This is a genomic window from Mesorhizobium sp. M6A.T.Ce.TU.002.03.1.1, from assembly GCF_003997275.1.
Taxonomy (GTDB): Bacteria; Pseudomonadota; Alphaproteobacteria; order Rhizobiales; family Rhizobiaceae; genus Mesorhizobium; species Mesorhizobium mediterraneum.
Genome location: NZ_RZTI01000125.1, coordinates 1 through 18,030 on the forward strand (window position 1 = coordinate 1; position 18,030 = coordinate 18,030).

At 61.7% G+C, this 18,030-nt stretch carries 19 protein-coding genes and 1 pseudogene; 4 read left to right on the forward strand and 16 right to left on the reverse strand.

The window, feature by feature from the left end:
• The 3 genes from EOC93_RS26810 to EOC93_RS26820 form a co-directional block, all read right to left on the reverse strand.
• Positions 1-1,652: GMC family oxidoreductase N-terminal domain-containing protein (locus EOC93_RS26810; RefSeq protein WP_127206137.1), on the reverse strand; the 1,652-nt coding region annotated here is incomplete at its 3' end.
• Positions 1,653-1,829: 177 nt separating this feature from the next.
• Entirely contained in the window at positions 1,830-2,390 is a 561-nt protein-coding gene (locus EOC93_RS26815; RefSeq protein ID WP_206532278.1) for a GNAT family N-acetyltransferase, read from the reverse strand.
• 115 nt (positions 2,391-2,505) lie between these two features.
• Positions 2,506-2,934 carry a nuclear transport factor 2 family protein gene (locus EOC93_RS26820; RefSeq protein ID WP_164759289.1) on the reverse strand — a complete coding sequence of 143 codons (429 nt, stop codon included), beginning with the start codon at positions 2,932-2,934 and terminating at the stop codon, positions 2,506-2,508.
• Between the two features lie 329 nt (positions 2,935-3,263).
• On the opposite strand from EOC93_RS26820, the gene EOC93_RS26825 reads away from it, so the two are divergent.
• On the forward strand, positions 3,264-3,659 hold the full coding sequence (locus EOC93_RS26825; RefSeq protein ID WP_023761257.1) for an acyl-CoA thioesterase: 396 nt from the start codon (positions 3,264-3,266) through the stop codon (positions 3,657-3,659).
• Between the two features lie 484 nt (positions 3,660-4,143).
• Here the strand turns inward: EOC93_RS26825 and EOC93_RS26835 are convergent, their stop codons facing one another.
• A complete protein-coding gene (locus EOC93_RS26835; RefSeq protein WP_029350030.1) occupies positions 4,144-4,512 on the reverse strand; it encodes a helix-turn-helix domain-containing protein in 369 nt (122 codons plus the stop codon).
• A gap of 92 nt (positions 4,513-4,604) precedes the next feature.
• Between EOC93_RS26835 and EOC93_RS26840 the strand changes: the two genes are divergently transcribed.
• Positions 4,605-5,210, forward strand: a complete 606-nt coding sequence (locus tag EOC93_RS26840) for an NADPH-dependent FMN reductase (RefSeq protein ID WP_095488877.1) — start codon at positions 4,605-4,607, stop codon at positions 5,208-5,210.
• Between the two features lie 62 nt (positions 5,211-5,272).
• On the opposite strand, the gene EOC93_RS26845 is transcribed toward EOC93_RS26840, so the two are convergent.
• Entirely contained in the window at positions 5,273-5,680 is a 408-nt protein-coding gene (locus EOC93_RS26845; RefSeq protein WP_127206139.1) for a helix-turn-helix domain-containing protein, read from the reverse strand.
• Between the two features lie 97 nt (positions 5,681-5,777).
• Between EOC93_RS26845 and EOC93_RS26850 the strand changes: the two genes are divergently transcribed.
• Complete coding sequence (locus tag EOC93_RS26850; protein WP_095488878.1) at positions 5,778-6,758, forward strand: zinc-binding dehydrogenase; 981 nt, start codon at positions 5,778-5,780, stop codon at positions 6,756-6,758.
• Between the two features lie 141 nt (positions 6,759-6,899).
• On the opposite strand, the gene EOC93_RS26855 is transcribed toward EOC93_RS26850, so the two are convergent.
• The 9 genes and pseudogenes from EOC93_RS26855 to EOC93_RS26900 all read right to left on the reverse strand — a co-directional run bounded on the left by EOC93_RS26855 (position 6,900) and on the right by EOC93_RS26900 (position 14,942).
• On the reverse strand, positions 6,900-7,541 hold the full coding sequence (locus tag EOC93_RS26855) for a hypothetical protein (protein WP_095488879.1): 642 nt from the start codon (positions 7,539-7,541) through the stop codon (positions 6,900-6,902).
• A gap of 143 nt (positions 7,542-7,684) precedes the next feature.
• Positions 7,685-8,104 carry a tautomerase family protein gene (locus EOC93_RS26860; protein ID WP_095488880.1) on the reverse strand — a complete coding sequence of 140 codons (420 nt, stop codon included), beginning with the start codon at positions 8,102-8,104 and terminating at the stop codon, positions 7,685-7,687.
• A gap of 58 nt (positions 8,105-8,162) precedes the next feature.
• The gene (locus EOC93_RS26865; protein ID WP_095488881.1) at positions 8,163-8,765 is read right to left on the reverse strand and encodes a histidine phosphatase family protein; all 603 of its coding nucleotides are present in this window, start codon (positions 8,763-8,765) and stop codon (positions 8,163-8,165) included.
• 219 nt (positions 8,766-8,984) lie between these two features.
• Positions 8,985-9,641 (reverse strand): annotated as a pseudogene (locus EOC93_RS35005) (DUF1579 family protein).
• Between the two features lie 122 nt (positions 9,642-9,763).
• The gene (locus EOC93_RS26880) at positions 9,764-10,507 is read right to left on the reverse strand and encodes an SDR family oxidoreductase (RefSeq protein WP_095488883.1); all 744 of its coding nucleotides are present in this window, start codon (positions 10,505-10,507) and stop codon (positions 9,764-9,766) included.
• A complete protein-coding gene (locus EOC93_RS26885) occupies positions 10,504-10,869 on the reverse strand; it encodes a putative quinol monooxygenase (protein WP_126105307.1) in 366 nt (121 codons plus the stop codon). Before EOC93_RS26885 ends, EOC93_RS26880 begins: the two co-directional genes overlap by 4 nt.
• 282 nt (positions 10,870-11,151) lie before the next feature.
• The gene (locus EOC93_RS26890; protein WP_206073023.1) at positions 11,152-12,144 is read right to left on the reverse strand and encodes an AraC family transcriptional regulator; all 993 of its coding nucleotides are present in this window, start codon (positions 12,142-12,144) and stop codon (positions 11,152-11,154) included.
• A 496-nt stretch (positions 12,145-12,640) separates the two neighbouring features.
• On the reverse strand, positions 12,641-13,951 hold the full coding sequence (locus EOC93_RS26895) for a hemolysin family protein (RefSeq protein WP_095488885.1): 1,311 nt from the start codon (positions 13,949-13,951) through the stop codon (positions 12,641-12,643).
• 76 nt (positions 13,952-14,027) lie between these two features.
• Positions 14,028-14,942, reverse strand: a complete 915-nt coding sequence (locus tag EOC93_RS26900; RefSeq protein WP_095488886.1) for a LysR family transcriptional regulator — start codon at positions 14,940-14,942, stop codon at positions 14,028-14,030.
• Positions 14,943-15,222: 280 nt separating this feature from the next.
• On the opposite strand from EOC93_RS26900, the gene EOC93_RS26905 reads away from it, so the two are divergent.
• Positions 15,223-16,335, forward strand: coding sequence for a Gfo/Idh/MocA family oxidoreductase (locus EOC93_RS26905; RefSeq protein WP_095489219.1), 1,113 nt, complete (start codon positions 15,223-15,225; stop codon positions 16,333-16,335).
• 31 nt (positions 16,336-16,366) lie between these two features.
• Here EOC93_RS26905 and EOC93_RS26910 read toward each other — a convergent pair whose 3' ends face one another.
• Together EOC93_RS26910 and EOC93_RS26915 are read right to left on the reverse strand one after the other, a co-directional pair.
• On the reverse strand, positions 16,367-17,074 hold the full coding sequence (locus EOC93_RS26910; RefSeq protein ID WP_095488887.1) for an LssY C-terminal domain-containing protein: 708 nt from the start codon (positions 17,072-17,074) through the stop codon (positions 16,367-16,369).
• 148 nt (positions 17,075-17,222) lie between these two features.
• On the reverse strand, positions 17,223-18,023 hold the full coding sequence (locus EOC93_RS26915) for an extensin family protein (protein ID WP_095488888.1): 801 nt from the start codon (positions 18,021-18,023) through the stop codon (positions 17,223-17,225).
• Positions 18,024-18,030 lie beyond the last annotated feature (7 nt).

Consider the following 18,030-nt stretch of genomic DNA (forward strand, 5'->3'; position numbering starts at 1 on the left):
ATTGCCGACGACCCAGGATCTGACGTCGGTGATTTTCCTTTTTGATCCTCCAGAACCAATTCGGCGCCCGTCCATCCGGTCATGATCGAGGCGGCGTTGGTGTTGCCGGTGATGTTATCGGGAAAGATCGAGGCGTCGACGACGCGCAAGCCAGCGAGGCCGTGAACCCGCAGGCGCGGGTCGACGACGGCTTGGGCAGCGTCCGGCCCCATGCGGCAGGTCGAGACCGGGTGGTAGACGGTGCCGGAGCGCTTCCTGAAATCCTCGATCAAATCCGCGTCGGAGGTAATTGACGGGCCCGGCAACACCTCTTCCTTGATGATGTCGGCCATCGCCGGCATGGAGGCGATCTTCCTCACGAACTTCACTGCCGCTAGCATTTCGGCCACGTCCGCCTCGGTCGAATAGGCGTTGGCGACGATCTTCGGATAGTCACGCGGATTGCTGGAGCGGATCATGATCTCGCCACGGCTCGACGGTCGGCAGTTGGACAGGCCGATGGAAAAGCCCGGCCACGGGTCGGGCGTCAGGATAGGGCGCTCACCGCTCTTCGGGATGACGGTCGAGAACGCCTGGAAGTAGAGCTGCATGTTGGGCCGTGCCGCCGCCGGGTCGGTGCGGAAGAAGCCGCCGGCATTGTTCATCGACAGCGACAGCGGGCCGGAGCGCATGAGGATGTATTGCATGCCGACCATGAGCTTGCCCCACCAAGGGCGCAGGATCTGGTTGAGCGTCGGCAGCCTGCCCTTGAAGGTGTAGTTGATGCCGACATGGTCCTGCAGGTTCGCCCCGACATTCTCATTGGCATGGACGACGGGAATGCCGAGCGGGCCAAGGAGCGACGAGGGACCGACCCCGGAAAGCTGCAGCAATTGAGGCGAATTGATCGAGCCGCCTGACAGGATCACCTCGCGGCCGGCGCGCGCGGTCTTCGTTTCGCCGTTCTGGAGATATTCGATACCAACGGCGCGCTTGCCCTCGAACAGGATCCTGGTCACTAGCGCGTTGATCTCGACGCGGACATTTTTGCGCTTCATGGCGGGGTGCAGGAAGGCGCGGGCGGCCGACATACGGCGGCCGTTCCTGGTGGTGATCTGATAAATGCCGACGCCTTCCTGTGACGCGCCGTTGAAATCCGGGTTGAACGGCAGGCCGGCTTGGCTGGCAGCCGCGAGGTAGCGCTTGGTCAGCGGGTGGACAGCCCTAGAGCAATCGGTGATGTGCAACGGACCGCCGACACCCCGCCACTGGTTGGCGCCGGCCTGATTGTCCTCGAGCGCCTTGAAGGCAGGCAGCAGGTCGTCGAAGCCCCAGCCGGGATTGCCGGCCGCTGCCCAAGCGTCGAAATCCTCGCGCGCGCCCCGGATCCAGACCATGGCGTTGATCGAGCTCGAGCCGCCGAGCAGCCTGCCGCGCGGCCAGTGATCGACATTGCCGGCGAGGCCGAGGTCCGGCTCGGCCTTGTAGTTCCAGTTGACGGCCGGGTCGAAGAAGGTCTTGCCGTAGCCGAGCGGCATCTGCACGTAGAAACGGCGGTCGGTGCCGCCGGCCTCGAGCACCAACACCGAGAAGCGGCCCGAGGCCGATAGTCTTTCGGCCAGAACCGAGCCGGCCGAGCCGGAGCCGACGACGATGAAATCATAGGTCTGCATGATGGATGCGCGACGGCTCCGGATTTTTGCTCAACCTAGACGCCGCAAGCCGCCGCGATCACCGGAGCTTCCGGCATCGCCTGTGAAAAAAGCGACCGGCACATCGTTTGCCTTCGGGGTCCTGGCCGAAGCGGCCTTTGCCTCGTGGGCAAGCGGTCCAAGCATCGCACCCCATCATCAAGCATTTTGCTTGAGATCATAACGCATGATCGGGCGGGCTGGCACCCTGCGGGCGACGACCCTGAACCCGGCGCGAGCGAAGGTGGAGGCGTATCCACAGCCGGAGGCGCTCGGCGATACATCGGCATCAAAAGGATAGGCTTCGAGCGCAGGGGCATTCGCACGCCTTGCAGCTTCCAGCGCCGCTGCGATCAGGTGTGACGTGACGCCCTGCCGGCGGTACCTTTTTCGCACGTAGAGGCAGGACAAGGACCAGACCGGCGCATCATCCACCCGCCTGAGCTGCCACAGCCGATCGAGCCAAGGCACGGCATCTCGCGGTGTCACCTGGCACCAGCCGACGGCGGTATCGCCGTCGAAAGCAAGTATGCCTGGGGAGGGACCATTCTCCACGGATTGCCGGAACGCGGCCTTGTTTTCCTCACCTGGTCGCTTTCGATAAGAACTGCCGATACGCCCATACATACACCAACAGCGACTGCAGACGGCGCTCTCACCGAACAGGTCCTCGAGCGCGGGCCATAGATCTGATGTCAGAGGGTGAAAGGTAAGCTTCATGTCAGATGCTTCACGATGAAACCACAGGTCTGCATGATGGACGCGGGCGGCTTCGGAATTCAGGCTCTACCCTAGACGGCGCATGCGTCCGGCGTCACTGAGCTTCCCAGCGATACTATGGGGTCAAGTCCAAGACTGCTGTCCTGCTCCGCATGTCGACGGGGAGGGAAACATGCTCGTGCGTGATCGTCCATCTGTCTCCAGATCGACGAAATGCATTGCTCACGCGCACCCAGTAGCCGACATTCGCGCCTGTTTTCAGGGCGCCATGCGCTCGGATAAGCATCCATGCGGCGGCAACCGCGTCGCCGGCCGCAACATCCAGTTGGCCAAGCTCCTGGCCAATCGGACCAGACCAGCGGGGAAACCAATCTAAGAACCGCTCGCGAAGGGCGTTGGATCCCACATAGCGAAGCGGCGGTACGAGGTCGAAATAGACTATGTCGTTGGAGTAAAGGGACATAAGCCACTCGATGTCTTTGGCGCCCATGGCGGCCGATCGACGCTCCAGCAGATCCCTAATCGCGGCTTCAACGCCTGGCATCGTCTCCTCCAATCTCATCGTTTCGCCCGCTTGCCGGCATGAGGCTGTCCTCCCAAATTGCCATCAAGGTAACCACCGATGGTGCTCCCCGACAACCGGCGTTCACCACTTGAAACAATCACGGAAATCATCCTGGCGGGCGACGCGCGAATCCGGTGGCACAAGCGCCGAGACCTCCCGCGGTCGGCTCCATCCGCTACGCGCTCATTGGCAACGGACGCCAATAGCCGAGCTTCAAACTGCGACATTGCCGGCTGGCGGCGCGTTGACGCACCGTTGCCATCCCGATACGGGATCGGGAGAAGATCGATATCGAGGAAATTTGGCGCATGGTGCATTATGCGGATGGACGGCCGATCGGCGATCTGACGCTCAGGACGTTGGCCATGCCTTCGGACGCCAATGCGGCGGGCGATATCTTCGGCGGCTGGGTGATGGCGCAGATGGACCTTGCCTGCGGCATCCGCGCCGCCGAGCGCGCCAAGGGCCGCGTGGTGACGGCAGCGGTGAAGGAAATGTCGTTCGCCAAAGCGATGAAGATCGGCGACACGCTGTGCATCTATACGCATGTCGAGCGCGTCGGCCGTACCTCGATGACGCTCAAGGTCGAGGCATGGGCGCAGCGCTACCTCTCCGACCTGATGGAGAAGGTCACCCATGCCGATTTCGTCATGGTGGCGCTGGACGGCGAAGGCAAGCCGAAGGCGGTTCCGGCGGAAGGCTGATCGGCTGGATGTAGTCAGCTGGAAGTCAACGGCACCGCCGCTGCCAGCCTCCCGCAAAGAGATGCGAATAGCGATGCTGTGTGATGCTTCGCGTTCGCACGTTTCCGTGACCATGTCCGGCAGGGCATGGGGGAAAAGACAATGCGTCAACGATTGCTGAACGGCGCATTGGCAGGCGCTTGCAGCCTTGTTCGGCCTGTTCGCCGCAACCGCCTGAACCGAGATCAAACGAGACGAGGCCGAAGCCAGTGGCGCCTCCGAAAACCACACTCTCAAGCGGCAAGTGATCAGGAGCGGAATCCGCGTTGCAACGACGTGGGACACCGGCGCGGTGACGGCAAAGAGGCGGCCTGCGCCATGCAGGGTGGTCAATCGGGCCCGAAGTCGAAACGCACCGAAAGCCGTCTGCGGGCCGGAATGCAGATGCAGCCGAAGAATTCGTCTGCGCTACGCGCCGCGCGCAAACCCTTGCAGCGCAAGAGTTTCAGGCATGAATCCCATCGAACCTCGCCCGCGCGGCCTTGACACGCTCGGTGTTCTTGCGCGCCCATTCGCCGAGCGCACCGACCGGCACAAGAAGCTCGTAGCCAAGATCGGTCAGCTCATAATCGACGCGCGGCGGAATGGTTGGAAACACGGTCCGGGTGACGAAGCCGTCGCGCTCCAGCCCGCGCAAGGTGGTGGTCAGCATCTTCTGCGAAATACCGCCAACGGCGCTGCGCAGCTCGTTGAAGCGCAGCGGCCCGTCACCGAGCTTGCCGACGACCAGCACGGTCCATTTGTCGCCGACGCGCTGCAGGATTTCCGAGATGGCGCGGCAGTCCTCGGTGCGGTGCGGGTGCCTTGGTAACAAAAAGGTGCCTCCTTGCGCGTCATCTGCTCGGTCACTCATATAGCTCAGGTATCTAAACGATACCAGAAATTTGCCTAAAGGAGAGCCCCTCTATGTCCAAGCCCAAAATCGCCATTGTCGTCGGTTCGACCCGCGCCGCACGATTTGCCGACGTTCCGACCCAGTGGATCGCCAAGATCGCCAAGTCGCATGCCGACATCGACGTGGAAGTAGTCGACCTGCGCGACTTCCCGCTGCCGTTCTTCGACGAGGTCGCATCGTCCGCCTGGGCGCCGTCGCAGAATGAAGTGGCGCAGCGCTGGCAGAAGAAGGTTGCGGAATTCGACGGTTTCATCTTCACCGCCGCCGAATACAATCATGGCCCGACTGCCGTGCTGAAGAACGCCATCGACTACGCTGCCAATGAATGGAACAAGAAGCCTGCCGGTTTCGTCGGTTATGGCAGCGTCGGTGGCTCGCGCGCAGTCGAGCAGCTCAGATTGTATGCCGTGGAATTGCAGATGGCGCCGGTCAAGTCCGCCGTCCACATTGCGTGGGGCGATTTCCTTGCTGTCCGGCAAGGTGACAAGAAGCTCGAGGAACTAGAGCATCTGAATCAGGCCGCCACCGCGCTCGTCAACGACGTTGCCTGGTGGGCCAAGGTCCTGAAGGCGGCGCGCCAGGCCGACGCCGTCACCGAGGAAGTCAAGGCGGCCTGAACCGCAGACCGGAACAATCCTCCCAAGGATCCGGGGCGGCGCTTGCGCCGCCCCTTTTTGATTCAAGCGATGGCTGGCTGCCGCGCCTGCCGTGGCCTGATGATGCAGTCGGCAAGGCGGTCCACCTCATTTAGCTCATCTGCGTGGTGCTGGCCCCACTCACAGAGCGCCAGAAGGATAGGCTCGAGGCTGAGGCCGAGGCGCGTCGCCGAATATTCGACGCGTGAGGGAATCTCGGCAAAGATCTCGCGTCTGATAAGGCCGTGTCCTTCCATTTCGCGAAGCTGCTGGATCAGCACTTTCTGCGTGATGTTGGGCACCAGCGTCTTCAGCACCGACAGCCGCCGGGGGCCGTCGAAGAGATGGTAGAGAATGACAGCCTTCCATCGACCCGAGATCACCTTCAGGGCGCGTTCCGCCGGCAGCATCGGCAGTCTTTTGGTTGGCAGCTTCTTGGTCAGCTTGGCCATGGTCACCTTCTGGTCAGCAGCGGACAAATGAGTGTGTAGTCGCGATCAGGCAGATAGTGGCAAACAGCAGCCGATGCCATAGCGATGGGTGCATGCCATGAGAACCATTCAACTGAATCGTTTCGGCGCTCCCGACGTCCTCGACGTCGTCGAAATGCCGAAGCCTGAGCCGCAACCAGGCGAGGTGCTGATCCGCGTTCATGCAGCCGGAGTGAATTTCTTCGAAGTGCTGATGCGCGCGGATCGCTACGCGGTGACACCGGACTTGCCGATGGTCCTCGGCGTCGAGGCTGCCGGGATCGTGGAGGCGGTCGGGCAAGGAGTGGACACGTCGCTGACCGGGAGACGCGTCGCGGCGCCGCTGTTCGCTTCAACGCGTCCCTTTGGCGGCTATGCCGACTATGTGACGATCGACGCAAAGCTGGCCGTGCCTCTGCCGGACACGCTCTCATTCGAAGCCGCGACGGCCTTGATGGTGCAGGGACTGACGGCCTTCCATCTGCTGCGGCAAAGCCCGCCAAAGGGCAAGTCGGTGCTGGTCCTTGCCGCCGCCGGCGGTGTTGGCTCGTTGCTGGTCCAACTGGCCAAGCGCCAAGGCGCCGGCGCAGTGATCGCTGCCGCCGGCAGCCGGGCCAAGCTCGATCTTGCCCTGTCGCTTGGAGCCGATGCGGGCATCGACTATTCCAGTGTGGATTGGGTAGCGCGGGTCCGGGAAGCAACAGGCGGCGCTGGCGTCGATATCGTCTACGATACTGTCGGCGGCTCGATGACGGCGGCAGCGCTCGCCGCGCTTGCGCCTTGCGGCGAACTGGTGTTTGCCGCCCTGGGCAGATACGCGCTCGGCGCCTCCGATCTGGAGGCGATGATCAATCGAAACCAATCGCTGAGAGGGTTTGCCCTGCTGCCGCTGCTTTCTCCAGACGTGCTCCGCGGTAGCCTGTCAGAGCTTTTCCATCTAGCCGCCAGCGGAGAGCTTTTGGTGACGACAGGCAGCCGCTTCGCGCTCGACCAGGCCAGCGAAGCACACCGGGTTCTGGACAAGCGCCGCTCGACCGGCAAGGTCGTGTTGATACCTTAGTATCGTAGTCAATTAAATTGCCACACGTTGGAATTTGTCTATGTCGGCCGTAAAGATCAGCTTTGCGGATTCCTGGAAGCAGACAGCGCCGGTCACCGCGCTGGAAGTCGTGGTTGCGCCAATACTGCATTGACCTCCCGCTCAAAGAACGCTCTTTTCAGGGCCATAAGCTTTGGCGAGACGGACCATGCCTTTCGTTCGAAGGCGTTGGTACCAATAGAAAAGTATCATCAAGCCGGTTGTTGTGCCGGCACCAAGGCACAGTGCAGGCGCCAACGCTGATCCGATATATAGTGCTAGAAGGGTCACGCCCGCCGCCGCGACAATGCCATTTACGAAAGCGATCATCGTCGCGGCTGTGGTGAGATGCGCCAGGAGCGGCCCGGAACGCAGCGACGGTTCGGCGTCGTTTTCTGGCCAGCGGCCGAACTCTTTGGAAAACTGAAAAGCAGCATCGTCCCCCAGCGTTCGATAGTAGGCTCTGATCCGGGCGATGCCGATATGGGCCTGCATGTTCTCGGCGGCTATATCGATCAACCTTAGGACGGTGAAGCTACCCAGCAAAAAGAGCGATGGCAGCACGGCTAGGAGAAACGGCTGAAGGAATTCAGGCGACTGCGCGACAAAGCCCGTCGCCACTAGAGCGCTCGATAGAGACATGATGTAGATGGTCGTTCGCGACGCCATTTCGCTGATGGTTGCGCTGATCGCCGATTGCTGCACGAAATGCTCTGTCGCGAGGGCCGTGAGAAGCGCGGTATGGGGTGTTGTCGTGTCGGCCATTGCATATATCTCCTGCGGTGAGCATGCCGCCGATGGCGCATCCTGAGCGACAGAGCCGTCGACACAGGCCTACGCGATTGTGCAGATGTTCAAAGAGTGTGCATCAACTTGGCAATTCCGTTTAAATGGCGCCGGAGACACCATCAGTCCGCCCCAGGGACTGCAGGGAGCGGTCGCGCCTCGATGAAGCGCCGCTCCTGCGTGCGGCCGCCGAAACCATAGGCATCGGCCCTGACCTCATGGACATGCACGTAACTTTCGTGATGGAGGGGTCCCAGTAGTTGGCCCATCGCCTCGAAAATGCCGGTTATGAAGCGCTCCCGCTCTTCTTTGGTGCTGGTGCCTTCAACGATCCGGATCTCTAGCCAGAAGCTCGCCAGCGCGTGCTCTGCAAGGCTTTTGCCAGCAATGAACCACCGAGATTGATCTACGGGCTCGGCGATGACGGCTGTCAGGTCAGCGCGCTTGCGCAAAAAGCTGGTGGATGCTGCCGACGCCGCACTGGCCACGTCCTCGGGTCTCACCTCGTGGCTTGTTGCGTATCGGACGGTGATGATTGGCATTGGTCTGGTCTCCTCGATGGCGGCATATCTGGGCGGAAGTCAGCCACTGGACGCGATATCAGGGGCTAGGAATCCTCGACAGTACCTCCATTGGCTGCCAGCCGCCCAACGGTTTGCGCTTCTCAATTTCAAACTCAAACCAGCACCCGCCACCGCCCGGTCCCTGGTCGAACCGGCGATCAATGGCAAAGCCCGATAAGGCACAAAACAAGAGCGTGCCGATGCCGCCATGCCCGACGAACAGCACATCGCCTACCCCCGGGCTGGAGAGGCAGGTCTCGACCTCTTCCACAATCCTGCGCTGCGCATCCTGAGCCGTCTCCCAGCCGCGAACGCTTTGCGACGGGTTGGCAAAGAAGGCATCTGCGGTGTTCTCGAATTCTTCTGGAGGGAGGAAGCCGGTCGCGCTGCGGTCATTCTCGTGCATGCGAGGGCGCATTTCCAGATCAACGCCGAGAGCATTTGCAATCGGTTGCGCGGTCTCGATCGCCTTGGTTTCGTTGCTACAAACTACCCGCCGTGTCAGGGCGAGCAATCCAGGACGCGATGCCAAGGCGACGACCCGCCCCGCGCCGATCTCGTTCAGCGACCAGTTTGGCACGGTCTTCTCGGGCTCGATCCGAACCTGCGGATGGGTCAAATAGCGAACAGTCCTAGGCATGATGCATCCTGAGTTTAGATGTTGGTGAACCCCCCGCTCACACATTCTAAATCAGGGGTTCAGGACGTGAACCTGGACATTGCTGCCGGTTCGACAATTATTGGCCTTGCGGGTATTTTGCCGCTATCTGCATACAAACTCTCGGCTCCATGGTTCAGACCCGGCGCCGTCAAGCACCGAGCGAGCTAATGAGACGCCGGGCCGCCCTCGAGCGGACGCTCACTCTTTCAGCCGTGTATAGACGCCGCGCGTGGCCAAGGCCTCTTGCTGTCCGGGACGTGTGAAATAGAGCTCAAAGACATGGCGATCGTTGTTCTCGATTTTGATTACTGTGCGCATGCCGACCGACTTACCGACCGTGTCTTCGCCCGCGACGCCTTGGTCGGTGAAGGCCCCCGACATGCTGATCGGCCTTTGATTTCCCGATCCGGCGGCGCCTTTGTAGTACATCATGGTTGTATTGACAGGATCGATCGTGATCCACTCCTATCGGTCGTCCATGATGCTGTAGCCGAGCCAGCCTTTGCGCCAGATTGGCGCTCCGTCCAGCGTCCCCTCCATCGCATCTTCGATATAACGCTCGCCTGCCAACCACTGCCGACGGCTCATGAGATCGTCCGTCACGAGCGGCGGCTGATCGGGGCTGCGGCCGAGCGTGCCGTAGAAGCTCAACTGGACCCGCCAGGTGCCAACTAGTGGCGCCAAAACCTCATGCGCCTGACCCGGCAATCCGCGACTAGGCCATTTCGGCAACTCGGACTGCGTCGGGGGCGCGGCCGCGGCCGAGCCATCTTGAGCCAATGCGCCGAAAGGAACGGGCAGGGCGAACGCAACGACAAATAGGGCAACGTGTAGTGTCTCAATGATTCTTTTCATCTGCGGTCCATTTGTTTATTTGAAATGTCAGTAACGCGCTTGATTGATGGTCACCGTTGTGAACTTGCCGCATGAATCCGATGGATACTGATCTCTTAACCCTTGAGACTTAATCTGTTAGATCATTCGATGCTGACCAGTGTTTCGCCTCCTGACACTTCTAGAATAGCGCCGGTCACGAAATCATTAGTCATCAGGAAAAGTGCGGCCTTGCCGATATCGTCGACCTTTCCAACCCGACCCGCTGGGAAGCGCTCGCGTACCAACGCGAAAAACGCCTCGCGCTTGGTTTGCGGCATGCCGGCCCACATCTCACTGTCTATGACGCCTGGACGGATTGTGTTGACGCGGATCGGACCGAGTTCGAGCGCAAGGGCTCGTGTCAGCGCCTCCAGAGCAGCGAACGCGACCATCATCATCGAAGCGCCCATGCGAGGCCTGGTCACCAAGCCACCAGTAGTGAATGTGATCGAACCGCCTTTCCGCATCTTGGGCGCCGCGTGCCGCGCGCAAGACCAACTGCCCAGGAACTTGCCAGACAGAACGGCCTGCGCGTCGGCCATCGTTTGGAAGAGGAAGGTTCCTCCAGGACTCGGTGGAGTTGCGGTGATGAGAAGGTGGTCGAGCGCTCCCAGTGTTTCGAACGCTTGCTCGACCGCCGCATCATCGGTCATGTCCAGCGACTGGAACGTGATCGAACCGTGGGCGCTTTGCTCTGCAGACAATTTCGCCGACGGGCGCCGCCCGAGCGCAATGACCTCGGCGCCTGCTTGAGAGGCTGCCCGGGCCGCCCCCATACCCATGCCACTTGTGCCGCCAACGATCACGACGCGCTGATTCAGAAGAGGCTGCGCGTCACCGATCATCGCGGATCTCTGCCGCTGGCATATGGGCTCAGCATCTCGAGCCACTGCGTCTCCATGTCGCCAGGCTCATATTCGCCGGCATCGGCGACGAACCTCTGGACATAGGCCTCGCCGAAGTGACTTTTGAGTGCAGCGATACTGCGCCAGACTTCGTAGATGACGATGAGATCAGGGTCAGATCGATCACGATGGATGTGGAACTGTAGACAGCCCGTTTCTGATCTCGTCGCTTCGAGATCCTCAAGCATCCGGGTAACGAGCGCTTCGCCTTGACCAGGAGCGGCGCGATGCTTGGCGATAATGCAATAGGGCGTGTGTTCGCCAGTGGCTGGTGGGGGAAGATCAGGCAACACCAACGCCATATGAGTCTCCTTCTGGTAGCGGCCTAGGAGGTATTCTGCATTCACGCGTCATGCGTTCATGGCGCATGCGAGTGCCGGCTATTGCTCCTTCGATAATCCACCGCGACGGTCGTTGCTGGCTCGCGAATCGGTCGAAGTGGTTACGGCATTTGGGAATTTGCAGATCCTGGTGCGGCGCCGCTATGGCAGAAACGCTTGAATGTCTGGCCGTTTGTCGCGCCGATTACATCGGCTGTGGGTCGGATCAGGCGATATGCAGGACCGATGTCGTCTCTGTTATGCTCACCCGCGGCCGGAATCTCGGACCGCACCTGGCGAGACGCCTATGAAGCGTTTGAATGCCCTGCTGAAGGATGCATCGGACTCATATCCCAACTCCGACGCGACCTGTGACAGCGACATATATCCGTTCCGCAACCAGGATTCCGCCAGCCTAAGCCTCCATTGCAGGAGATAGCGGGCGGGGGATACGGATAATAGACTCTTGAATCGCTGCGAAAACCTCGATCGCGACAGCCCAGACAATGCCGCCAGGCGATCGACTGGCCAGTCTTCCCCGGGGGAGCGATGGATTCTTGCAAGCGCCGCCCCGATTTGTGGATCCTGCACGGCCGCCAGCCAACCGGTCAGATCGTTGGAACACGTCTCGACCCAGGTTCTGATTACCTGCGTCATGACAATATCGGCGAGGCGCGCCATTACCGTTGCCGAGCCGATTCTTTGCCCTTCAGCCTCGCGCGCCATCATCGCAACGAGGATTGGTAGGTCGGTATCGCCGTGCTCGGCATGACGGATATGCATCACCGGAGGCAGCAGTTCCAGCAGCGGATTTGCCGTCGGCCCCTCAAAGCCGATCGTGCAGCATGCGATCAACGATCGCGCACCGCTGCCGCCAGACTTCAACTCGTAAGTTCCGTTCCCAATCAACGCCGGTTTGACATCCGCAAGCGGCAAGGCTCGCCGTTTGGGCAGGTCGGACATGGTGTGCTCTGTTCCATGGGGCAGAAGAAGCACATCGCCCTTTTCGAGCAGCAGCGGCGGCAAGCTCTTGGCTTGTATCCAGCAATGACCTTCCAGCATCGCATGAAAACGTACACCCTCCCTGAACGGCACGGCGATGCCCCAGGGCGCCGTCAATTCGCTGCGGCCATATCGAGCATGGGCAAGACGCAAGTCGCGCAGAACTTCGCTCAGCAAGTCACTCTCGGCCGGCTGGTAGCCCATCGTTGCACGTCCAAGACCGGGCCGATTCATGGATCTAAGCGGATCGTCCATATGCATTCCTTTGCCTCGAACCTTTGCATACTCTTTATGCATTCCGTTAACTCTCGGTCGGCAAGCAGAAACTGCTGCGAATCGATCCTCTAGGGTCCTAAATCCAATAGGTCTGCATGATGCGGCTGCGCGACCACCGAATTTTCTCCGGCTCGCGCGTTCCCATGCCGAAGCGACGGCGCAATGTCTGGTATTTGGCAGGCTAGGTCGTGTGGCTGATCTGCTCGAACGGTAGAGTTTCAATCAAGTCCAGCTCTTTCGTGCGAGATATGGGAAGTCCGCAATGGAAAGTCCGCAACGGGACATCAGCGCTGGTTGCCGCGAATGTCGGTTATCCGATAGCAAAATGTGTTGATGAAGGTCGACTCGAGTCAAGATTAGGCCCGAGCCTGCGCCGAGCTGAATGTCTGCTCACTTACATCTCACACTAGAAGCTGCCTGTCCGCTATGCGGCCACAGAGCTGACACTCGAACAGGCCTACAATCGTGTTGATTGTTACCGCACGATTTCGCGATGGCCGCCGGGCAGGCGCGTGGCGATGAGCTTGTCGATACGGCGGCCGTCGAGGTCGACGACCTCGAAGCGCCAGCCCTGCGCATCGACGCATTCGCCGGTCGCCGGCAGATGGTGCATGTGCGATAACACGTAACCGGCGACGGTCTCGTAGTCGCGGTTCTCGGGCAGGTCGATGCCGAGAACGTCTGCCATCTCGTCGGCCTGCATGTATCCGGCGAGCAGCCATGAGCCGTCCTCGCGCTTGACGGCGTTCTCCTCGTCGCCGGCGTCGAGATCCGCCCGGAAGACGCCGGTGATGGCCTCCAGTATATCCGCCGGGGTGACGATGCCTTCGAAATGGCCGTATTCGTCATGGACCAGCGCCATCGGCACGTTGGATTCCTTGAGTGTCGAAAGGACATCCAGCGCGTCGGCCTGGTCATGGACGATGGGAGCGGCGCGCACGTGCCGGCGCGGGTCGAGCGCGCGACCGCCAAGCATCGCGGCCAGCACGTCGCGGGTCTGGACGACGCCGATCATGGCGTCGACGCTGCCATCGCCGGCTGGGAGGCGCGAATGCTGCGTCTCCATCAGGAGCTTGCGGGTCGCCGCGTCGTCGGACTGCAGGTTGATCCAGTCGACCTCGGTGCGCGGCGTCATCACCGCGCGGACGGCTCGGTCGCCGAGCCGCATGACGCCGGCGATCATGCGCCGCTCGTCCGATTCGATGGTGCCGTGATGTTCGGCCTCGGCGACCAGCATCTTGATCTCCTCGTCGGTGACCTTCTCCTCGCTTTCACCGCGCTGGCCGAGCAGCCACAGCATGGCGCGGCCGGAGATGTCGAGCAGGAACACCAGCGGTGCCGAGACGGTGGCAAGGATGGTCATCGCCGGAGCAACTTTGGCGGCGACGCGCTCGGGATCGCGCAGCGCGATCTGCTTGGGCACCAGTTCGCCGATGATCAGCGAGAAGTAGGTGATGAGGGCGACGACGATGCCGACGCCGATCGGGTCGGCAAGGCTTTCGCGCACACCCGTCGATTCCAGGAACACAGACAGCCGCTCGCCCAGCGTGGCGCCGGAAAACGCGCCTGATAAAACACCGACCAGGGTGATGCCGATCTGCACCGACGACAGGAATTTGCCGGGATTGGAGCCGAGCGCCAAGGCACGGCCGGCACCCGTGACGTTGCGGTCGATCATTGCCTTGAGACGGGCAGGCCGCGAGGAGACAATGGCAAGCTCGGACATTGCCAGAAGGCCGTTCACGCAGATGAGGACGACCACGATAGCGATTTCAACGTAAAGCATGAGGGGTCAATAGCATTGCGGCGAGGTCTTCGAAAATAGATGGACGTCATTTTTCATGGCGGCGGGGGCAACCATCTCATGCGGCGTCCCATGTCGGCGACGAAAAATGCTCGATCAGGGCGTCGACGACGACACGGACCTTTGGCGTCAGGCTGCGTGTCACCGGCCAGACGGCATGCACCACGATGTCTTCGACGAGACAGTCCGACAGGACCGTCTCGAGTTCGCCGCTCTTGAGGCTGTCGGCCGCCAGCCAGGTCGGCAGAAAGACGATGCCGCAGCCGGCAAGGGCTGCATCCAGCATCGGTTCGCCGTGACCGAGGACAAGCCGCGCCCTTGGCACGAATTTTCCAACATGGCCGTCGGCATGCTTTACGGTCCAGGGCCGGACAACGCCGTCGCGGCCGTAGCCGATGACGCCGTGGTTTGCGAGATCATCAACCGATCGCGGCCTGCCGTGTTTTTCGAGATAGGAGGGCGCCGCGCAGATGGCCGAGCGCTGGGCGTAGATGCGGCGCGCGGCGAGCGACAGGCTGTCATCCAGGTCGCCCATGCGGACCGCCAGATCGATGCCTTCCTCGATCAGGTCGACGCGCCGGTCGTTGAACGAGATTTCGATCGTCAGATCCGAAAACCGCTTGGATATCTCGAAGAGCACGGGTGCCACGCATCTGCGGCCGAAGGCCAGGGGCACGTCGACGCGAAGCCGGCCGGAAGGCACCAGCCGGCGTGCGGCAAGCAATGACTGGGCGGCTTCGATTTCGGACAGTGCCCTGACGCAGGCTTCATAATAGCCCAAGCCTTCACTGGTCGGGCTCAGGCTGCGGGTCGTGCGGTTGAGCAGGCGAACGCCCAGTCGCTGTTCCAATTGCGCGATCGATTTTCCGACCGCCGATTTCGTCACATGCAGCCGTCTGCCGGCATCGGTGAAGCTGCCGGCCTCGACCACCTGAACGAATGCGAGAATGCCTTGCAGGCCGGCTGGTTCCAACGCCGCTCTCCGTTTGTATATTTTTTCTCGTCAATCTGTTTCCAAATATGCACTACCGGAGAGTTTTATTCCATAGCGAAACCGCATAGATGTCCGGCGTAGTCACCAAACGCGGAGCACGGAACGAGATGAGCCTCGATATCAGCAGGTCCGGCATCAACAGATCCTGGCAGACGGGCGAATTCGGACTGTCCAGGTCGAAGCCTGTCCGGGCAGGATTCCGGAACGGCCGGTCTCGCGATCCTAACGGCAAAGCCAAAGCTGCGTGAAGGAGAACACCATGCCAGGACAACGCTTCAGGGTCGGTATTGTCGGATTGCAACCGGGCAGGAGTTGGGCGGCACGGGCCCATATTCCTGCGCTCAATGCACTATCGGAGAGCTTCGAGATCGTCGGCGTCGCCAACACCAACTTGGCCAGCGCCGAGAAGGCGGCCGGCGCGACCGGACTGCCGCGGGCCTTCGCCAGCGTTGCCGAGTTGATCGCGGCGCCGGAGATCGACATCGTCACTGTTACGGTGAAGGTGCCTCCTCACCTGGAGATCGTGAAAGCGGCGATCGGCGCGGGCAAACACGTCTACTGCGAATGGCCGCTTGGCAACGGGTTGGCCGAGGCTGAGGAACTCGCCGCGCTTGCCCGGGCCAAGGGCGTCCTGGGCGTGGTCGGAACCCAAGCGCGCGTTGCTCCCGAAATTGAGTATCTGCGACATCTGATCGCCGACGGGTTCGTCGGCGAGGTGCTGTCGACCACCCTGGTAGCGCGGGGCGGCGGCTGGGGAGGCTCCATCTCCGAAAAGAAGATCTACGCCTATCTGCTGGATCGCGCCAACGGCGCCACCATGCTGACGATCCCGGTGGGGCACACGCTGGCGGCGCTCAGGGATGTGCTCGGCGAAGTCGCGGAGGTATCCGCGGTGCTGGCCACGCGGCGGCCCACGGCGCTCGCCGTCGATACCGGGGAAACGCTGCCCGTGTCCGCCCCTGACCAGGTGCTGGTCAGCGGGGTCCTCGCCAGTGGCGCGCCCCTGTCCATCCATTATCGAGGCGGGGCAGCTCGATATGACGACGGCCTGGTCTGGGAGATCAACGGCACGGAAGGCGATATCCTGATATCGGGTCCTTCCGGCCACACGCAGATGGTGCAGCTTTCCCTCAAAGGCGCGCGGAACGGGGAGAAGGTGTTCCGGCCGCTGGAGGTCCCCGCCTCATACCGTTCCGGCTGGCCGGAGGATGTGGAGCCGGGGAACGTCGCCCGCGTTTATGCCAGGATGGCCCAGGATCTGCGCGAGGGTACCCGCTCGGCGCCGAGCTTCGAGGATGCGGTCGCAGTGCATCGCATCATCGCCGCGATCGAGAGAGCAGCCGAAAGCGGAAGCCGCACCGCGCTGACGTGATCGGGCCGGCCAAGGATCGCCAGCGACGCGCCTACGGCAGCTGCCTGAGCACGCCCACCACCGCCTTGCCGTCGGTGAAGTAAGGGTCGCCACCGCCATTGCGCCCAGCCTTTGTCGCACCGATGCCTGGTATCTCGCTGGTCGAGATCAGCATGCCTGCGGCAGACAGGTCGCGGATCAGGAAATCGCGCTCGGCGTCGATGTCGGGACCGATATGGTGAGTGATCGCGCCGGTGTCGTGGCTGAGCCCAACGCCGCGATCGAAGCTTGCCGAACCCAGCCAGAGCGGCCGGCCATCGTCTCCGGTCGCGTCGGTCTGCCAGAAGCGGACGTGATGACGGCGGTCGGCACTGTCGCCGACCGGCTTCTCGAAGGCCAGATCCTGTGCACGGCCTTCGAATAACAACCGGCTGACCGGCGCGTCGGGATAGGGCCGATCGAACAGCACGCTTTCGCCGATCTCGATCGCGGTCTTCAGCGTGATGGCGTCGGCCGTGTCCCATCCGGCGACCGCGAAGGCATGGACCAGCTCTTTTTTGGTACCGACGAGGCCGACATTGATCGGATCGCCCGCAATGCCTTGCGGCGTGTGCGTCACCATCTCGAAGCGCTGTGTGCGGAAGTTGCGGTCCCGCAGGGTCCAGAATTCCGGCGCGGCGAAATAGGCGAGCACGAGATAGCCGGCACAGAACGCCACCAGCCAGGTCGTTGCGCGTCGTCGAAGGCTTCGTCGGCTCACGAGGTACCACCCCGGTGATATGGCATCACTTTATGTGGCGTCATTCTACGCGGCGGCGCAGACCTTGGGCAGTGGGCATGCGCTCGGTGTCATGTTGTTTGGAGCATCGGGTTATCCCAAACCGGTATCCACTTTTGGGTCCGATGCTCTAGCGGCAGGCGCGGTAGCCGTTCTTGCGGTTTTTGATGTCGAAATGAAAATGGTTGCGGTGGTCGTAATTGTAGCCGGGACCAAGCACCGTGGTGAAATACTGACAGCCGTCGGCACGCACAGTGTTGAGGAAGCCGCGCGTGCGGAAGGCGAACAGCCCGGGCTTGCGCACGTCGATGTCGTTGCCATTGCTGAGTTCGATGCTCATGATGTCGAGGGCGTTGCCCTTGCCGTGCTCCGACAGCGTGCCTTCGCCGGCGATCCTGCGGCAGGAATAGCTCGAGCCCTGGCGAATGGTCCTGACGCCGGAGAAATAACGCCAGCGGGCGGACGGAACCAGTTCATTCCTGGTCCAGCCGGCGAAGGTGGCGGCCATGTCGCAGGTCAGCGTCGCGGCCGGCTTCATCCCGATGCTGCCGATGGCCGAGATCTTGACCGGATAGTCGATGCCGCACTGGCCTTCGTGGATCGGCGCAAGGTCGGTGTAGACGACGCCCAGACGTTTCAACTCCTTGCGGCAGTCGATTTCGCTGGCTGGCATCTGTTCGGTCGGCGCCATCGGCTCGTCCATGCGCGGATAGGCGGCGGTCATGTACGGGTTGGAGGGAACGAGGCTCTGCATGCCCGCGTAGTTCGGAACGGCTGATGTCTGGCTGCCGACATCGACGGCCGGTTCCAGCGAAAGCACGCTGCCTGTGGTGCAGGCCGAGATCGCTGCGATGGCAAGCGCACCGGCAACCATGCGCGCGCGTCTGGTTTGCCGCACGGCGACAAACGCGGCGCGAAATATCCCGGCTATCGACAAG